Genomic DNA, 17814 nt, shown 5'->3' with positions numbered 1-17814 from the left:
CGCAGGACCGGCGCGGGGTGGCCGGGGCCATAGTCCCGCCTCGCCTGCGCTGTCGTAGCCTGGAGGCATGACCACTTCCCTGATCGGCCGCCCTGCTGTCGCGCGTCCCACGACGCTGCTCGCGCTGTGCGGCGCCCTGCTGCTCGCTGCGCTGATCTTCCTGCCCGCGCCCGCGATGGCGCACGACACGCTCCTCGAGTCGGACCCCGCCGACGGCGAGAGCCTGGAGACCTCGCCCGAGGAGATCGCTCTGACCTTCTCCGCGGACATCCTCGAGGTGAGCCCGTTGGTGCGGATCTCCGACGAGTCCGGGACCGAGGTCGCCGAGATCACCCCGACGATCGACGGTCCCGTCGCCACCGCGGCGCTGCCCGAGCAGCTCCCGGCCGGGGAGTACAGCGTGCAGTGGCGCGTGGTCTCGAGCGACGGCCATCCCATCGAGGGGACCTTCGCGATCACCGTCGAGCAGGGCCCGGACGCGGCGACCGGCTCGAGCGATGCCGGCGGCGCCGAGGAGCCCGCCGCGAGCGACGCCGGCGGCGCCGAGGAGCCCGCCGAGGACTCCGCGGCCGAGGACCCCGAGCCGGCGACCGCCGTGGAGGACGGGTTCGGGATGACTGCGCTGATCGCGGTCATCGCCGTGGTCGTCGTCGGCGCTGTCGTGACCGGTGTCGTCATCGTGCGTCGGCGGGACTGACGGGACCGCAGCGCACGCGAGAAACCCCCGACGCCATCGGCGCCGGGGGTTTCTCGCTGTGCGGTCGGACGACCGGGATCAGATGCCCCGCTGGCCGCCGCCCTGCTGCTGGCCGCCCTGCTGCTGGCCGCCGCCCTGCTGGCCGCCCTGCTGCTGCTGGCCGCCACCCTGCTGCTGGCCGCCCTGCTGCTGGCCGCCGCCCTGCTGCTGGCCGCCCTGCTGCTGGCCGCCGCCCTGCTGCTGGCCGCCCTGCTGCTGGCCGCCGCCCTGCTGCTGGCCGCCCTGCTGCTGGCCGCCGCCCTGCTGGCCGCCCTGCTGCTGGCCGCCCTGCTGGCCACCCTGCTGCTGGCCGCCGCCCTGCTGGCCGCCCTGCTGCTGGCCCCCCTGGTTGCTGTCGCCGCCGATCCCGAGGTGATCGCGGGCCGCGTCAGCACCGGTGTCGACATGGCTGTCGATGCTGTCGGGCGTGCGCTCCTTGATCTTGTCGGTCGCGCCGCTGAGGCCCTGATCGACCTTGTCGGAGTTGTTTCCTGCGAAGTCCTTGGCCTTGTTGAGCGCGTCGTCGAAGCCCATGTCTGTCCTTTCGTTCGCGTGTTCGCCCCGTGTCCGGAGCGATGTCGTCAACATATGCCGGGCTGGTCCCGTGACTCAAACGTGACCTGAGATCTCGCTCGAATATGAGCGGTTCTGCGCGAAGGTGCGGCCAGTCGTCGTCAAGCGCGCAATACTGGGCGCGTGAATCTGCGCAACTCTGACACGGACGAGACACGAGAGACGGCGTCGACAGCTCCCGCCGCGGGGGAGCGGACCCCGGTCAAGGATCGCAGCGCGCGCTGGGACCATGTGCTCACGCTGCTGGCGTCGACCAAGCGGCTCAGCGTCGCCGAGGTGGCGCGGGAGCTCGGTGTCAGCGAGTCCACCGTGCGACGGGACTTCATGGAGATGGAGCGCGCCCAGCTCGCACGGCGCACGCACGGCGGGATCGTCGCCGTGGACGTCGCCTACTCCCTGGCGACGGTTCCTCGCAGCGCCGACGAGAGCTCCTCGCAGCGCGAGCGGGTGGCGGACAAGGCGGCGGCGATGGTCGAGCCCGGACAGATCATCGGCTTCAACGGCGGGCGCACCACCACGGCGACTGCGCGTCGTGCCGTGGCCCGTCCCGATATCGACTCCCGTGACGGGTCCCCGGGGCTGACGGTCGTCTGCGCGGCGTTGAACATCGCGACCGAGGCGGTGCTGCGCCCGTCGGTGCGCACGGTGGTCCTCGGCGGGGTGGCCGAGCCGTACTCCTTCGAGCTCACCGGGCCGCTGGCGACCGCCACCATGCGCGACCTGTGGCTGGACACGATGTTCGTGGGCACCGTCGGCCTGGACCTGAGCGCGGGCCTGACCTGCAACTCCGATGCCGAGGCCGGGGTCACCCGCATCATGATCGGCCATTCGCGGCGGGTGGTGGGCGTGGCCACTGCGGACAAGCTCGGGCACCGCGCGCTCGCCGGGATCTGCCCCGTCTCCGTGCTCACCGATCTGGTGATCGCCGGCCCCGTGCCCGAGGATCTGCGGGCCCATCTCGAGGAGACCTCGGTCCGGCTGCATGAAGTGTGAGCGACGTGCTGCGAGGGACGAGCGGTAGGAGCTCGCACGGATGGTGCGGTGTGAGCGACGTGCTGCGGGACAGAATGTGAGCAGGCCGGAGCGTGGACGCGCGGCACGCCTGCACGGGGTGGCGGTGCCGCCCCGGTAGCGTGGGCGACCATGTGGAGTTTCCTGCGCGGGAAGAAGCGGTCGGAGCGTTCGGGCGAGGACGCGGTCCCCCGTGACGACGCCCTGTCGGCCCTGGCCCGCGAGCGTCGCGGCGCATCGACCGCCGCCGCCCCGGACGGCGATCCGTCGGTCACGGAGTCCTCCGCCGCGCCGGACGGCGAGGCGACCGGTGCGGAGCCCGCGCACGAGCACCCGACGGGCGGGTACGAGGTCGTCGTGGACCGTCGCCTGGACGAGGTCGGCGCGGGCATCGCCCCTGAGCAGGACGAGGACGATCTCCCTCCTGCACCGCACGAGCATCGCCCGCTGAGCCGCGAGGAGCGGGTCGCCGACGCGCTGGACCACTGGTCCCAGCAGATCACCGGCGGCGTGCACGCACCGTCCTTCCTCACCCAGATCCGGGCCGGCGGAACGGTCCTGGACCTGACGCACTCGCATCCCTCCGGCCTCGCTCAGCTGCTGGCCGGGCGCGGCCCCACCCGACTGTCCTCGCTGGTGCGCGAGGTGGGCGCCCTGGCCGATGCCCGCGCCCATGCCCGCTCCATCCGCGAGATCGCCGAGCGCCATGCGGAGGAGGTGGGCCTGACCACCTGCCACCTCGGCATCGGGGAGGCCATCTGGTACCCGGAGGACGGCTCCGAGCCGATCCACGCCCCGGTGCTGGTCCGTCCCATCACGCTGCGCCTGCGCGGCAACGCGCGCGAGGACGTCGACCTCGAGGTCGATGCCACCGCGGACCTCAACCCGGTGCTGCTGCGCTCCCTGCGCGAGGCCGGGGTCGCCGTCGACGCCCGGGCACTGCTGGCCACCACCGACGGCTCGCACGGCTTCGACCCCAATCCCGTGCTCGACGCCTTCCGCGCCCTCGGCCAGCCGCTGCCGGGCTTCCGCGTGATGCACGCCCTGGTGGTCGGGAACCTCATGGACGCTGCGGGCTCCGTCGCCGAGGACCTCGCGGCCGATCGCGCCGACTGGTCGTCGTCCCCGCTGGTCGCGGCGCTCGCCGGTGACGAGGAGGCGCGCGGTGTGGTCCGCGGCCAGGAGGCGCAGCGGGAGGTCCCCGAGGTGGCCGAGAGCGATCTGGTCGCCGCCGTCGACCCCGGCCACCGCGCGGTGCTGGGCCGCGTGCTCGCGGGGCAGGACCTGGCCGTCACGACTCCCCCCGGCACCACCAGCCTGGGTCTGGTGGTCGACCTCGCCGAGGAGCTCAACGCCCGCGGCCGCTCGGTGCTGATCGTCTCCCAGCGCCGTCGCAACCTCTCCCAGCTGGTCGAGATCGCGCGTGGCCGAGGCCTCGAGGAGCTCGTCTTCGACCTCTCCCCGGACCCGTCCCTGCAGCGCAATGCCTCCGCGGCCCTGCTGCGCAGCCTGCGCCGCGCCGGCACCCACGGGCTCGGACCCGATGACGAGGCGCCGGCGGAGCTCGCCGAGAGCCGCGATCTGCTGGTCGGTCACGTCGAGGCGATGCACCGCGTGCAGGAGCCCTGGGACGCGTCGGCGCACGACGCGATCTCCGCTCTGGCCGCCCTGACCCGACTCACCCCGGCGCCGCGCACGCAGGTGCGGCTGCGGGCCGACGTCGCCGCGCAGATGATCGGCGAGGACCGGGACCGCTTCGCCGAGGCGCTGCGCGAGGCCGCCGAGGTCGGGGTGCTCACCACGGGGCCGGAGATGACCGCCTGGTACGGCGCCCCCATCAGCAGTGACACCCAGGCCGCGCGGGCCGAGGAGCTCATCGACGAGCTGCGCGAGGTGATCCTGCCGCAGCTGCGCCGGGCCGCATCGCGCAGCGGCGGCGAACTGGGCCTGCAGGAGCCCACCAGCCTCGACGGCCTGGTCGACCGGATCGCCCTGCTGGACCGGGTGCGCGTGCTGCTGGGCACGTTCCAGTCGGCGGTGTTCTCGGCACCGCTCGCGGATCTGGTCACCGCCACCGCGGACAAGAAGTGGCGCGAGGAGCGCGGGGTGACGATGGGATTCGGCCTGCGGCGTCGGCTGCGCAAGGACGCCGCCGCCCTGCAGCGCCCGGCCTCCTTCTCCCCGGACCTCCACCACGAGCTCGGGCAGGCCCGCGCGGTCGTCGAGGACTGGCGACGCGAGGCGGCGGGCGACGGGACGGCCGACGGAACGGCCGATGGGACGACAGCCGGGACGGCTGACGGGGCCGAGGGCGCCGCGACGGCGATCTCGCGGCCCCGGCTGCCCGACGACCTCGACAGCGTGCGCCAGGCCGCCGGACGGGCCGAGAAGGTCCTCGACGAGCTCGCCGTGCTGCTGGACGGCACCGACGCCGGCGCGGACCTCGCCCGCACGGACTTCGACGAGCTCGAGCGTCGGGCCCGGGCGCTCCATGACGACCGGGCGGACCTCGAGACCCTTCCGCGCCGCACCGAGCTGCTGCGTCGACTCGGCTTCGACGGCCTCGGCGAGCTGGTCGAGGACCTCCGCACCCGACGGGTCCCGATCGACCAGGTCGGCGCCGAGCTCGACCTGGCCTGGTGGCGCAGCGTGCTCGAGCTGATCGCGGGCGCCGAGCCCACCATCTCCACCTACGACGGGACCTCGCTGTCCCAGGTCGCCGAGCGCTTCCGCCGCCTGGACGCGGAGCACCTCGCCCGCGCCTCCGCCCGGGTGCACGCCGCGGCCGACGAGACCCGCGTGGCGACGATGAAGTCCTACCCGGACACCTCCCGCTCCGCGATCGCGGAGCTGGCCCGCTCCTCGACCGTCTCCATCCGGGACCTGGCCGCCAAGTACGAGGACATCCTGTTCGCCGCCCGCCCGGCCTGGCTCGCCTCGCCGTACCTGGTGCCGCAGGTGATCCCGCGCGGCCGCCACTTCGACGTGGTGATCGTGGCCGACGGCGGACGGCTGCCCACCGCCGCCGCGCTGCCCTCGATCGTCCGTGCCGAGCAGACCGTCGTGGTCGGCGATCCGCTGGAGTACGGCGGCGACGCGGCCCCCAGCCTGCTGGACGACATGCTGCGGATCGCCCCGCATCTCGAGATCCTGCGCGATCCGCACCCGGCCACCGAGGGGCTGCGCGGCTTCGCCCAGCGCCGTGCCCTGGTGGGCGAGGTGGTCGCCGTGCCCAGCCCGATCGCGCCGGAGCGGGACCGTCTGGTGAGCGTCGAGAACGGCCGCGGCCCGGTCACCGAGGGCATGGAGTACGTCGAGAGCACCGAGGCGGAGCTGCGCCGGGTCACCGATCTGGTCATCGAGCACGCCCGGTCCCGCCCCGAGCGCTCGCTCGCGGTGCTGACCTTCACCGCCGAGCACGCGCGGCGGCTGATGGAGCGGATCATGAACACCGTCTCGGTGATCCCCGCCCTGCGCGACTACTTCGACCCCGGCGCCGAGGAGGTCTTCACCGTCCTGCCCGCCGATCAGGCCACCGCCGTGGTGCGCGACGACATCATCGTCTCGGTCGGTTTCGGGAAGACTCCGCACGGCCGCCTCCTGCACCGCTTCGGCCCCCTCTCCGAGGCGAGCGGTCGCAAGGCCCTGGCCACCGTGATCACCCGTGCCCGAGGCCGCACCACGGTCGTCTCCTCGCTCGGGGTGCAGGACCTCGACCATGCCCGCCTGCGCAGCGACGGTGCCCGCGACCTGCGCGCCATGCTGTGGGTCCTGCAGGGCGGGCCCGACGTCCCGGTCGTGCCGCACGTCGCCTCCCTGGTCGGCAGCGAGCAGGAGATCGCCCCGCCGGCTCCGCAGGAGCCGCCGCTGGTGCCTGCGGCTCCGGCCCAGCAGGGCGCCGCGGCCCCCGGCGCGGCCGCGAGCGGTGAGCGATCGGCAGCCGGTGACGCGGACGCGGCCGAGGAGCTGTCCGACGACGATCTGGACGCGGCGATCGAGGCCGCGCTGGCCCGCAAGTCGGCCGGGACCGAGGCGAGCGAGCAGTCCGACGGGACGTCGGCCGACGAGGAGAGCTCGGTCGACGGGTCGCCGGTCGACGGCCCGACGGTCGCGGACGGCGCCGGAGAGAGCGACCCCGGCACCGCCGCCGAGGAGGATCCCTCCGAGCCCGAGCCCGAGCCCGAGCCCGAGCCCGAGCCCGAGCAGGCGCCGCGCCCCCCGCGGGCGCTCGAGACCGATGCGCTGGTCCAGGACCTCGCCGATCGTCTCCATCGCCTGGGCCTGCTGGTCGAGCGCGACTTCGGCCTCTCCGCCGACCGGATCGAGCTGGCGCTGGGCCATCCGGACATGCCCGGCCGTCTGCTGCTGGCCGTGGACACCGACGGCGCCCACTACGTCGACACCCCGAGCCAGCGCGAGCGCGACCGGCTGCGGGCCGAACGCCTCGAACAGGCCGGCTGGGCCACCGAGCGCGTCTGGTCCTGGGCGCTGTTCATCGACCCCGATGGCGAGGCCGAGCGGATCCGTCGGGCCGTGGACCGGGCGCTGCGCCTGGTCCAGGCCGAGGAGCGCTCGGACTCCCCGTCGGGCGTGGGCACCATCCGCCACCGCCTGCCGCGCCCGCAGATCCCCGCGGGCCACCCGCTGTCCTTCTACTCGAGCGACGACTTCGACGCGGTGGTCGAGTACATCTGCTCCGACGGCCGAGCCCGTCTCGAGGAGCACCTGGCCACCGAGGTGCGCAGCTTCCTCGGCTTCGAACAGCGGTCCGTGCTGCTGGACGTGTCCGTCTCCAGCGCGATCCGCCGCTACCAGGAACGGCAGTGAGCACCTCGGGGACCGACGGGCGGGGCGGGGCCGCGGCTCGCCCGCCGCGCAGGGTCGTCATCTCCTCGGTGACCGGGAAGCCGATCCCCTGGGACGAGACGGAGACCGTGCAGGAGCGGCCGTCCGCGGAGCGCCGACCGATCCTCCCGGACCGCGTCGACGAGGATGCTCCCGAGCCCGGTGCCGACGAGTCCAACGACGCCCGCATCGCCGGGGACGTGCCCCCGCACTGGGGCCGCGGCCGCTGAGCCGCGCCCGCAGGAGCGTCCCCGGCACGGGGCCGTGAGGGGTGAGGGCGACCACTCCTGGGCGCGGCCCCGGTGGTGCTCGGGGCCGCGCTCCGTACTCTGGGGACATGACGGATGCCGCCTCTCCTGCCGCCTCGCGGCGCGCGACCTCCGCGGGGGACCCCGCGCCCGGTCCCGGCGCGCCCCCGGTGCTGCCCCAGCACCGCAACCCGCTGGGCAACCTGCTGCGCGGCGCCCTGATCGGGGTGGTCGAGACGGTGCCCGGCGTCAGCGGCGGCACCGTCGCCCTGGTCACCGGGATCTATGACGAGCTGATCGACGCCGGACACCACATGACCGCGGCGGCCCGTCGCCTCCTCACCGGCCCGGACCGTCTCGCGGGGACGAAGGAGCACCTGCGGGCCGTGTCCTGGGTGCTGGTGATCCCGCTCCTGATCGGGATGGCGACGGCGGTGCTCACCGTCGCCGGGCCCGTCTCCCGCCTGGTCGAGGACCACCCGCAGACGATGCGCTCCCTGTTCCTCGGTCTCGTGGCCGGCTCGGTGCTGGTGCCGGTCCGCCTCTCGGGCGGCAGATGGAGGCTCCCGGAGCTGCTGCGCTTCGGGCTCGGCGTCCTCGCCGGGCTGCTGCTGACCTCCCTGCCCACCGCCTCCCTCGACCCGAGCCCCTGGATCGTCGCCCCCGCGGCGGCGATCGCGGTGTGCGCGCTCGTGCTGCCCGGCCTGTCGGGCTCGTTCCTCCTGCTCAGCCTCGGGCTGTACCAGCCGACCCTGCAAGCGGTCGACGAGCGCGACCTCGGCTACATCGCCTGGTTCGGGCTCTGGGCCTGCGTGGGCCTGGTCGTCGTGGTCAAGCTGATGCGTCACCTGCTCACCCGCCACCACCGCGCGACCATGGTGGTGCTCTCCGGCGTGATGATCGGCGCGCTGCGCAGCCTGTGGCCGTGGCAGGGGGCCGACGGGTCCCTGCAGGCGCCCGGCGCCGACTGGCCGCTGCTGCTGGGCATCGCGGTGGCCGGGGTGCTGGTCGTGCAGCTGCTGGTCCTCGTCGAGGCCCGCGCGGCCGCCCGCGCGGCGGCCGGCACGGGGGACTGAGCGACGGGCCGAGCGCGGCGCCACCCGCGTACCCTGGGGCCCATGGACGACCCCGCCGCGATCACCGCAGACCCGACCACCCCCGCCGCCTCCGCCGACCGTGCCGCGCCCGTCGATCCCTCCGCGGTGCGGATCGTGCTGATCGGGGCGGGCAACATGGGCGGGGCCGTGGCCCGCACCGTCCTCGCCGCGGGCGCCGCACCGGAGCACGTGCAGATCGTGAACTCCTCGGCCGCCAGCAGCGAGCGCGCCGCCGAGGAGCTGGGCGCGACCGCCGCCCCCTCCCGCCGGGACGCGGTGCGGGAGGCGGATGTCGTGGTGCTCGGGGTGAAGCCGTACCAGATCCTCGATCTCCTCGCCGAGCTCCGTGAGGACCTGCCCGCCGACGCCCTGGTGATCTCCCTGGCCGCCGGGATCACCCTCGCCCAGATCCAGGAGGCGCTGTCGGAGGGGGCCGCGGTGGAGCGCGCGATGCCCAACACCCCCATCTCCGTGGGCGAGGGCGCGGTGGGGCTCATGCGCGGCGCGGCCGTCACCGAGGAGCAGCACGCCCTGGTGCACGCCCTGTTCTCCCGCGCCGGCGTGGCCGTGGACATCACCGAGGAGCAGGTGCACGCCTTCATCGGCGCCGCGGGGTCGCTGTCCGCCTTCGTGTTCGCGATCATCGAGGCGATGACCGACGAGGCCGTCCGCCTGGGCCTCCGGCGCGACCTCGCGGCCGCGCTCGTGCAGCAGACGGTGCGCGGAGCGGCGACCATGCTCAGCGAGAGCGGCGTGCACCCGGCGGTCGCGAAGAACGGCGTCTCCAGCCCCGGCGGCACCACCGTCGAGGGGCTCGCCGCGCTCGAGCGCGCCGGGATGCGGGCCGGGGTCGCGGGCGCCATGGCCGCCGCGGCCCAGAAGTCCCGGGACATGACCCGCGACTGAGGGCCCGGGCGCGACAGCGCCCGACCGCGCGACACTGCGACGGCGCGACCCTCCGACGGCGCGACCCTCCGACCGGGCGGTCGCGCGAGGCGGGCGGATCGCCGGTCAGGGGCGCTGGGAGAACTTCTCGATCAGCTCGGTGCGGCCGGAGACGATCAGCAGGTCGTGGGCGGCCACCATGGTCTCGGGCACCGCGTAGGTGAAGTCCTTGCCCGGCGACTTCACACCCACCACGGTGACCCCGTGGCGCTGGCGGATGTCGGAGTCGGCCAGCGTCATGCCCTGCACCTCGCGCGGCGGGCGCATCTTCACGATCGCGAAGTCGTCGTCGAACTCGATGAAGTCCATCAGCCGCCCGTTGACCAGGTGCGCGACCCGCTTGCCGGCGTCCGCCTCCGGGTAGACCACGTGGTGGCAGCCGATGCGCTGCAGGATCCGGCCGTGCGCGACGGAGATCGCCTTCGCCCAGATCACCGGTCTGCCCAGGTCCACCAGGTTCGCGGCGATCAGCACGCTGGACTCGATCGAGGTGCCCACGCCGACCACCGCGATCGAGAAGTCCCCGGCACCGACCTGCTCGAGCACCTCGGGCTGGGTGGCGTCGGCCCGCACCACGTGCGTGAGCTGACCGGAGTGCTTCTGCACCAGCTCCTCGTTGCTGTCGATCGCGAGCACCTGGGTGCCGAGCTTCTCGAGGGTGAGGGCGATCGAGGCGCCGAAGCGGCCCAGTCCGATGACGAGCACTCCGTCATCGCGTGCGCTGCGGGGCATGGCTGCTCCTTCGGGACGGGGGCTCGCGAGGTCGGCGAGCAGAGCGGGCACAGTCTAAGCCGGGCGGCGCCCGCCGGGACCGCAGGGGCTCAGCCGACGATCGGTCGCTCCTGGGGGAGCTGGATCATGCGCACGCGGGAACGGATGGCGAGCGCCGCGCCGAGGGTCATCGGGCCCAGCCGCCCCACGTACATGCACACGATCAGCACCCACTTCGCCTCGGTGGGGAGAGATGCGGTGATCCCGGTGGAGAGCCCCACCGTGCCGAAGGCCGAGAGTGACTCGAACAGCGTCTGGTCCAGCGAGTACGGGGTCATCCGCAGCAGCAGGAAGGTCGCCAGGAACACCACGGTCGCGCTCATGACGAGCACGCCGATGGCCTGCCGGATGGTCTCGTGGGGGATGCGGCGGCCGAACACCTCCACGTCGGGGTTGCCGCGCACCTCCGCCCAGATCGAGAGCATCAGCAGCGCGAAGGTGGTCACCCGGATCCCGCCGGCGGTCGAGCCCGACCCGCCGCCGATGAACATCAGCAGGTCCGTGAGCAGGCGCGACTCCGCGGTCATCGCTCCCACGTCCACCGTCGAGAAGCCGCCCGAGCGCGGCATCACGGAGGCGAAGCCCGCCCCCAGCAGCTTGGACCCGAGGCCCTGGCCGCCCAGGGTCTGGGGATTCGACCACTCCATCACCAGGTAGCCGACCGCGCCCAGCACCAGCAGCAGCGCGGTCGTGGTCAGCGTGAGCTTCGCGTGCAGGCTCCATCGGCGGGGCGTGCGCAGCTTCTTCACCACCACCAGGATCACCGGGAAGCCCAGCGACCCGACCAGCACCGCGAGTCCGATGGGGACCGTGAAGAAGGGATCGCCCAGGTACTGCGCGGTGCCCGCGGCCTCGGGCACGAAGCCTGCGTTGTTGAAGGCGCTGATCGCGTAGAACAGGCCCAGGAACAGCGACTGCCCGATCCCGTGGTCGGTGATCACCATGTACGGGGTCAGGGCCACGAAGGTCACCACCTCGAAGGCGGTCGAGGTGAGGAGGATGATCCGCAGCACCCCGCCCACCTCCGCCAGGCGCTCGGCCCGCGTCTCCTGGGCGGTGATCACCCGCTGGGCGAGCCCCAGCCGGTGCATCACCGACAGGCTCAGCAGGGAGGCGACCGTCATCAGCCCCAGGCCGCCGAGCTTCATCGCGATCATGAGGACGGTGAGACCGAAGGCGGACCAGTGGGTGCCGGTGTCGACGGTGACCAGTCCCGTCACGCAGATCGCGGAGACCGCGGTGAACAGGGCATCGGTCAGGGAGGTGCGCTCGGGGCCGGTCGTCGCCGCGGGCAGCGAGAGCAGGATCGTGAACACCCCGATCAGCAGGGTGAACACCCCCAGGGCGATCCGCGCCGGCGTGGCCTTGAGCAGCGACCGGGCATGATCGCGCCAGCCCGGGGCGCGGCGCCGCGCCCAGACCGGCGCCGTGCGCCTCCGCGCGCCTCGCGCACCGCCAGCACTCATCTGTTCCCGTCCTCGTCACGGCGACCCGCGGTCGCATCCGCGGCAGTCTACGACCGCTCGAGGGCGGGCGCGGCCACCGGTGGGCCCCGGGCGCTCCGGGGCCGTGCCGGGCGTCGTCCGTCCGGCCCGGGGAGCGGCCCGGGCGGGCGTCGGGCCGCCGCTCTGGGTACGCTTCCCCGCATGCCCGACGATGCGCCCCTCCCGGATCCCGACCCGCCGACCTTCGACGCCTGCGCGCACGTCGGCACCGGGATCGTCTGGGACGACGCGCTGTGCGAGTACGACTTCGGCCCCTTCCACCCGATGGCCCCGATCCGACTGACCCTCACCCGTGAGCTCGCCCGCGGCGCCGGCCTGCTCGAGCGCCCGGGCGTGACGGACATCGAGGCCCCCGTCGCGAGCGACGAGCAGCTCGCCCGCATCCACGATCCGCAGTACATCGACGCGGTCCGGCGCGCGTCGGTCCCGCAGGAGGAGCTGAGCGCGGAGGATCTCGACGAGCTGCTCCGCTTCGGCCTCGGCGGCGACGACGTCCCGACCTTCGCGGGCATGCACACCGCCTCCGCCCGCATCGCCGGCGGCTCCCTGGCCGCGGTCGACGCGATCCGTGAGGGCCGGGTGCGTCGGGCCGTGAACTTCGCCGGCGGCCTCCACCACGCCAAGCCGGCCTCCGCCTCCGGCTTCTGCGTCTACAACGACGCCGCCCTCGCGATCCGCCGCGCCCTGGACACCGGCGAGGAGCGGGTGATGTACGTCGACGTCGACGTGCACCACGGCGACGGGGTCGAGCGGGCGCTGTGGGACGAGCCGCGCGCGATCACCCTCTCGGTCCACGAGACCGGGGAGCGGCTGTTCCCGGGCACCGGCTTCGTGCAGGACACCGGCGGCGCCGACGCCCAGGGCACCGCGATCAACCTGCCGCTGCCGCCGCGCACCACGGCCGACGGGTGGGTGCGCGCCATCCGCGCGACCGTGCCCGCCCTGGTGCGCGCGGTGCGGCCGACGCTGCTGGTCACCCAGCACGGCGCCGACACCCATCGACTGGACCCGCTGGCCGACTTCTCGGTCTCCCTCGAGGCCCAGCGCGAGGTGATGCTGCTGATGCGGGAGCTGGCCGACGAGGTGTGCGAGGGCCGCTGGCTCGCCCTGGGCGGCGGTGGGTACGCGGTGATCGACGTGGTCCCGCGCTCCTGGGCGCATCTCGTGGCGATCGCGACCGGGGAGGCGCTGGACCCGTCGGCCCCGCTGCCGGCGGGCTACGTCGAGGCCGCCGAGGAGGCCCGTGCCGCCCACGGGCTCTCCCCGGAGCCGGGCATCCTCGCCTTCGGCGAGTCCCGTCCCCTGCAGGTGCGGGACTGGGAGAGGGGCTTCGACCCCGAGGACGCCCTCGACCGGGCGGTCCAGGCCGCGCGCCGCTCCGCCTTCCCCGACTGGGGGCTGGACCCGTTCCTGGACTGAGGCGCGGCTCTTCGAGGACGGGTCTCTGCGACACAGAAGAGGGTCACAGCGGTGCTTGATCAGCGGTGGTCTCGCGCGCGTCCTGCAGTCATGATCGCGCGGACTGGACGAGCTGGCCGACCGTCGGGTGGTTGCGCAGGCCTTCGGCTCCCAGACGTGCATGAATCGCAAGAACGCAGGCGGCGGGTACCAGTCTGCTGGTGAGGAGCAGCGGCGCACCCTGCTCGAACTCGAGAATGACGGTTCTCTGCGCCAGGTCCGGGTAGATCGCGGAGATGCCCTCGAAGTCGAAGTTCAACCAACCGTGGGCCGCGGTGCGACACCTGATCCTCTGATTCGACACGACGATCTCCAACATCTGGTCCTCGCGCCACTGGGCGCGCGCCATCGCGTGAGCACGCGATCGAGCGGAGGCGTTCGATGCCGCTGAGGCCACGAGGGCGGCTGCGACAAAGGTCGGGCGCCCGAATGCCATCGTGCTGGACGTCGAGTACGAGACGTCCTGGCCGTAATAGCGCTGGTATCGCGCATCTCCTCGGAGGTGGAAGGTTTCACCTCGTGCGGGAAGGACATCGTGCACAGGCAGGGCCGCAGGGGATGCCCCGGCCAGGAGCTCCTCGCGCAGTGCGAGTGCGCCGCGGAGCGCTCGACGGTCCGCGTCCTGCTCGGCCTCGGCCGCGCGCCTGCGCGCGATCCAGCGTTGATCACCTTTCGTGAAGCGCCCTCTGCTCCGCCGCCAGCTTCGCCAGATCCCGTGTGCACCGACAGCGGCGAGGACGAGGCAGACCGCTGGACCCACGAAGGCGAGGCCGAAGAGTGCGAGGACCCCCAGAGCGTGCAACGCGCCGACTTCCTCATCGCCGTCGGGCGTGAGAGCGGTGACTGCCGCCAAGGCACCCAGATAGATCGCGGCCGAGAGGGCCAGGGGAACGAACCATCGGGAGTGTCCGCGCCAGCTGCGGTGACGACGATCATTCCACGGTGTGATCGGGTCCGACGGCATGACTGCTCCCGGAATCGGCGACTGGTCTCTGCACGATAGCAAGATGGATGCGGACCGAATTGCGGTTCTGGAAGGTGAGGGCTCAGCTTCGTAGCTGGTTCTCGGACTCCTGACACAATGTGATCCGGATGCCCCGTCTCCGGGGCTTTCACCTTGACGGAGCGGGGGACCCATGACGACTCGGACCACCCAGGTGCTCGACGCCTTCGCCGAGCATCTGCGCACTCTCGAGCTGCCGCTCCCGGTGGAGGGGGCCGAGCAGGCCCGCACCGAGACCGGGGCCGCGCTCTCCCAGCTCGGCGACCACGTGATCCCGCGGCTCGAATCGCTCGACGCCCCGCTGCTGGTGGTCATCGGCGGCTCCACCGGAGCCGGCAAGTCGACCCTGGTCAACGCGCTGGTGGGAAAGGCGGTCAGCCGCTCCGGCGCGATCCGCCCCACCACCCGTCGGCCGGTGCTGCTGCACCACCCGGACGACGAGCCCTGGTTCACCGGCTCCCGGATCCTGCCGGGCCTGGCCCGGGTCCACGCGGGGCTGCGGAGCGACGCCGAGGCGCCCGGCACCGGGGACACCACCGGGGACGTCGCCCCCGCGACCTCCCTCGAGCTGCACGGCGAGGAGCGGATCCCGCAGGGGCTCGCGCTGCTGGACGCCCCGGACATCGACTCGGTCGCGGCCGGCAACCGCGAGCTCGCCCGGCAGCTGCTGCGCGCGGCGGACCTGTGGCTGTTCGTCACCACCGCCAACCGCTACGCCGACGCCGTGCCCTGGGAGGTGCTGCGCACCGCCGCCGAGCGCGACGTCACGGTCGACGTGGTCATGAACCGCATTCCGGACCGCGAGGGCGTGGCCGGGGAGCTCGCCGAGGACCTGCGCGCCATGCTCGAGCGCAACGGGATCGAGGTGCACCGGCTCTTCCTGGTCCCGGAGACGGAGATCGACGCCGAGGGCATGCTCCCGCCCGCCGCGATCGGCGAGCTGCACGAGCACTTCACCCGCCTCGCCGCCGACGGCGCCGGGCGCAGCCGCATCGCCCGTCGCACCCTGGCCGGGGCGATCGACGGCCTCGCCGGCTCCGCCCGCAGCATCGCCGAGCACGCCGCCGAGCAGGACGCTCAGCGCCGGCAGCTGCACGAGCAGGCCGTCACCGCCTTCTCCGGCGCCCGGGAGCGGATCGACGACGCCCTCGGGGACGGCTCCCTGCTGCGCGGCGAGGTGCTGGCCCGCTGGCAGGACGTCGTCGGCACCGGCGAGTTCTTCCGCGGCGTCGAGGGGATCGTGACCCGGATGCGCGACCGCCTCGGCGCGACCCTGAGCGGTCGGCCCGCGCCCGCGATCGCCGCCGAGCAGGCGCTCGGCACCGGGCTCGTCCACGTGGTGATCGACGAGACCGCCCGGGGGGCCGAGCGGGCGGAGACCGCATGGCGCACGACCCCGGCCGGACGGCACCTCGTGGAGGGCCGCGACCTCGCTCGCATCCCCGACGGCTACGCCGAGGAGGTCTCCGCCGCGATCCGCGCCTGGCAGGGGGACGTGCTCGAGCTGGTGCGCGCGGAGGGCGCGGACCGGCGCACGAAGGCGCGCCTGCTCTCGCTCGGCGTGAACGCCGTCGGCGTGGCCCTGATGGTCGTGGTCTTCGCCTCCACCGCCTTCATCCCCACCGGACTCGAGGTCGGGGCCGGCGCCGCCACCGCCGTGGTGGGCCAGAAGCTGCTGGAGACGATCTTCGGCGACGAGGCCGTGCGCCGCATGGCCCGCGTGGCCCGGGAGTCGCTCACCACCCGTCTGGACGCCCTCGTCGCCGAGCGCTCCGGGCCCTTCCTGGAGCGTCTCGAGGACCTCGGGGAACCGGGCTCCGCCGAGCGGCTCGCGCAGGACGCCGAGGAGCTCGCCCAGCTCGCCGGCGAGATCCGGGAGGACTCATGAGCCCGCTGCTGAGACGTTCCCCGGACGAGCCCGCACCGCTGATCGAACGGATCGACGCCCTCGACCGCGCCGCCGAGTCCCTCGAGGGCGTCGCCCCGAGCAGCGAGCTCACGGCGGTGCACGAGGTGCTGGACCGCATCGACCGCCGTCGCGCCCTCTCCGCCGAGCACACCGTCATCGGACTCTTCGGCGCCACCGGATCCGGGAAGTCATCGCTGGTCAACTCCCTGGTCGGGAAGGACATCTCCCGTGCGGCGGTGCGCCGTCCCACCACCGCGACGCCCGTCGCCGCGGTGCTCGGCGGCAGCGGCAGCGATGCGCTGCTGGACTGGCTCGAGGTGGAGGACCGCCACCACCTCGACGGCACCGACGCCGCCCTCGCCGTGGCCGCGGCCCGCCCCGCCAAGGGCCGACGCTCCCGCCGCGAGCAGCCCTCCGGCCCTCCGGGGGTCGTGCTGCTGGACCTGCCGGACCTCGACTCCGTCGAGTCCGCCAACCGTGCCGTCGCCGAGCGGATGACCGGTCTGGTCGACGTGATCGTCTGGGTCACCGATCCGCAGAAGTACGCCGACGCCGTCCTCCATCAGGAGTTCGTGCGGCCCTTCGCCGGGCACGACGCCGTCACCGTGCTGGTGCTCAACCAGATCGACCGGATCCGCGAGCACGAGCGGGACGAGGTGCTCGCCTCCCTCGCCGGCATCGCCCGCGCCGACGGCCTGGACCGGGCCCCCGTGCTCGGGACCTCGGCGAGCACGGGGGAGGGGATCGAGCAGCTGCGCTCGCACCTGCTCATGATCGCCCGCGGCCGGGAGGCGATCGCCTCCCGTCAGCGCGCCGACGTGCGCGGCGCCGCCGAGGCGCTGCAGGCGACCGCCGACCCCGCAGGTCTCGTCGAGCGCGCCGCCCCCGCCGACGTCGACGCCCTGGTCGCGGACCTCGCCTCCGCGGCGCGGGTCGAGCCCGTCGCCCGGGCAGCCGGCGCCTCCTACCGCTACCGCGCGGCCGGGAAGGTGGGCTGGCCGCCCCTGCGCTGGCTGCGCACCGCCCGACCGGACCCGCTGCGACGGCTCGGCATCGGCCGCGAGCGCGACGGGGAGGGCCTCGAGCGCACCTCGCTGCCTGCCCCGGACGCCGCCGCACGAGCCCGCGCCGCCGGCGGGGTGCGCCGCTTCGCCGACGCCGCCTCCGAGGGCGGCAGCGATCCCTGGCGCGCCGCGATCCGGGGCGCGGCCCGCTCCCGCGAGGAGCAGCTGCCCGATGCGCTGGACCAGGCGGTCGCGGAGGCGGACCTGCGCTCCGGGACCACCTCCTGGTGGTGGCCCGTTCTCGACGTGCTGCAGTGGCTCGCCCTGCTCACCTGGGTGGTGGGACTGGGCTGGCTGGGCCTGAACGCGCTGCTGGCCTTCCTCGGGATCCCGCCGCCGCCGATGCCCATGGTCGAGGAGCTGTGGATCCCGATCCCGCTGCCCACCGTGATGGTGGTGCTCGGCATCGCCGCGGGCATCCTCCTCGGGGTGGCCGGGGGAGCCGTGGCCGCGCTGACCGCCACCCGGCACCGCCGTCGGGCTCGCCGCGTTCTCACCGCCCGGGTGCGGGACGTCGCCCATGAGCAGGTGGTCGGCGAGGTCGAGCAGGAGCTCGCGCGGGCCCGGGCGGCTGCGAGGGATCTCGCACTGGCGCACGGCTGAGCATCCAGGGGTGCCGTGTAGAATGGCTGGTCGACCGTGGCGTCGG

The 17814-nt window shown here is 73.9% G+C and carries 13 protein-coding genes; 9 read left to right on the top strand and 4 right to left on the bottom strand.

The window, feature by feature from the left end; genetic code table 11:
- Positions 1-67: 67 nt before the first annotated feature.
- The gene (locus ACT3SP_RS15810; RefSeq protein WP_444588263.1) at positions 68-697 is read left to right on the top strand and encodes a copper resistance CopC family protein; all 630 of its coding nucleotides are present in this window, start codon (positions 68-70) and stop codon (positions 695-697) included.
- A 78-nt stretch (positions 698-775) separates the two neighbouring features.
- Here the strand turns inward: ACT3SP_RS15810 and ACT3SP_RS15805 are convergent, their stop codons facing one another.
- Entirely contained in the window at positions 776-1270 is a 495-nt protein-coding gene (locus tag ACT3SP_RS15805; protein ID WP_444588262.1) for an antitoxin, read from the bottom strand.
- Between the two features lie 162 nt (positions 1271-1432).
- Here ACT3SP_RS15805 and ACT3SP_RS15800 point away from each other — a divergent pair, with 162 nt between their 5' ends.
- The 5 genes from ACT3SP_RS15800 (at position 1433) to proC (ending at position 9416) form a co-directional block, all read left to right on the top strand.
- Entirely contained in the window at positions 1433-2302 is an 870-nt protein-coding gene (locus tag ACT3SP_RS15800) for a DeoR/GlpR family DNA-binding transcription regulator (protein WP_444588261.1), read from the top strand.
- 150 nt (positions 2303-2452) lie between these two features.
- Positions 2453-7147, top strand: coding sequence for a hypothetical protein (locus ACT3SP_RS15795; protein WP_444588260.1), 4695 nt, complete (start codon positions 2453-2455; stop codon positions 7145-7147).
- Positions 7144-7395 (top strand): hypothetical protein, encoded by a 252-nt coding sequence (locus ACT3SP_RS15790; RefSeq protein ID WP_444588259.1) that lies wholly within the window; start codon positions 7144-7146, stop codon positions 7393-7395. The genes ACT3SP_RS15795 and ACT3SP_RS15790 overlap by 4 nt, the downstream gene beginning before the upstream one ends.
- Before the next feature lie 107 nt (positions 7396-7502).
- Positions 7503-8489 carry a DUF368 domain-containing protein gene (locus ACT3SP_RS15785; RefSeq protein WP_444588258.1) on the top strand — a complete coding sequence of 329 codons (987 nt, stop codon included), beginning with the start codon at positions 7503-7505 and terminating at the stop codon, positions 8487-8489.
- Between the two features lie 42 nt (positions 8490-8531).
- Positions 8532-9416, top strand: coding sequence for a pyrroline-5-carboxylate reductase (gene proC / locus ACT3SP_RS15780; protein ID WP_444588257.1), 885 nt, complete (start codon positions 8532-8534; stop codon positions 9414-9416).
- 105 nt (positions 9417-9521) lie between these two features.
- Here the strand turns inward: proC and ACT3SP_RS15775 are convergent, their stop codons facing one another.
- Positions 9522-10187, bottom strand: a complete 666-nt coding sequence (locus tag ACT3SP_RS15775) for a potassium channel family protein (protein WP_444588256.1) — start codon at positions 10185-10187, stop codon at positions 9522-9524.
- A gap of 89 nt (positions 10188-10276) precedes the next feature.
- A complete protein-coding gene (locus ACT3SP_RS15770; RefSeq protein ID WP_444588255.1) occupies positions 10277-11692 on the bottom strand; it encodes a TrkH family potassium uptake protein in 1416 nt (471 codons plus the stop codon).
- A 180-nt stretch (positions 11693-11872) separates the two neighbouring features.
- Here ACT3SP_RS15770 and ACT3SP_RS15765 point away from each other — a divergent pair, with 180 nt between their 5' ends.
- The gene (locus ACT3SP_RS15765) at positions 11873-13150 is read left to right on the top strand and encodes an acetoin utilization protein AcuC (RefSeq protein WP_444588254.1); all 1278 of its coding nucleotides are present in this window, start codon (positions 11873-11875) and stop codon (positions 13148-13150) included.
- Between the two features lie 88 nt (positions 13151-13238).
- Here the strand turns inward: ACT3SP_RS15765 and ACT3SP_RS15760 are convergent, their stop codons facing one another.
- The gene (locus ACT3SP_RS15760) at positions 13239-14153 is read right to left on the bottom strand and encodes a hypothetical protein (protein ID WP_444588253.1); all 915 of its coding nucleotides are present in this window, start codon (positions 14151-14153) and stop codon (positions 13239-13241) included.
- A 172-nt stretch (positions 14154-14325) separates the two neighbouring features.
- Here ACT3SP_RS15760 and ACT3SP_RS15755 point away from each other — a divergent pair, with 172 nt between their 5' ends.
- Positions 14326-16080, top strand: a complete 1755-nt coding sequence (locus ACT3SP_RS15755) for a dynamin family protein (protein ID WP_444588252.1) — start codon at positions 14326-14328, stop codon at positions 16078-16080.
- A complete protein-coding gene (locus ACT3SP_RS15750) occupies positions 16077-17768 on the top strand; it encodes a GTPase family protein (protein WP_444588251.1) in 1692 nt (563 codons plus the stop codon). The genes ACT3SP_RS15755 and ACT3SP_RS15750 overlap by 4 nt, the downstream gene beginning before the upstream one ends.
- Positions 17769-17814 lie beyond the last annotated feature (46 nt).

Source organism: Brachybacterium sp. AOP43-C2-M15, from assembly GCF_052446295.1.
In the GTDB taxonomy this organism is placed as follows: Bacteria; Actinomycetota; Actinomycetes; order Actinomycetales; family Dermabacteraceae; genus Brachybacterium.
The sequence above is the reverse complement of the archived record's forward strand: the minus strand, read 5'-3'. Positions and strand labels throughout refer to the sequence as shown.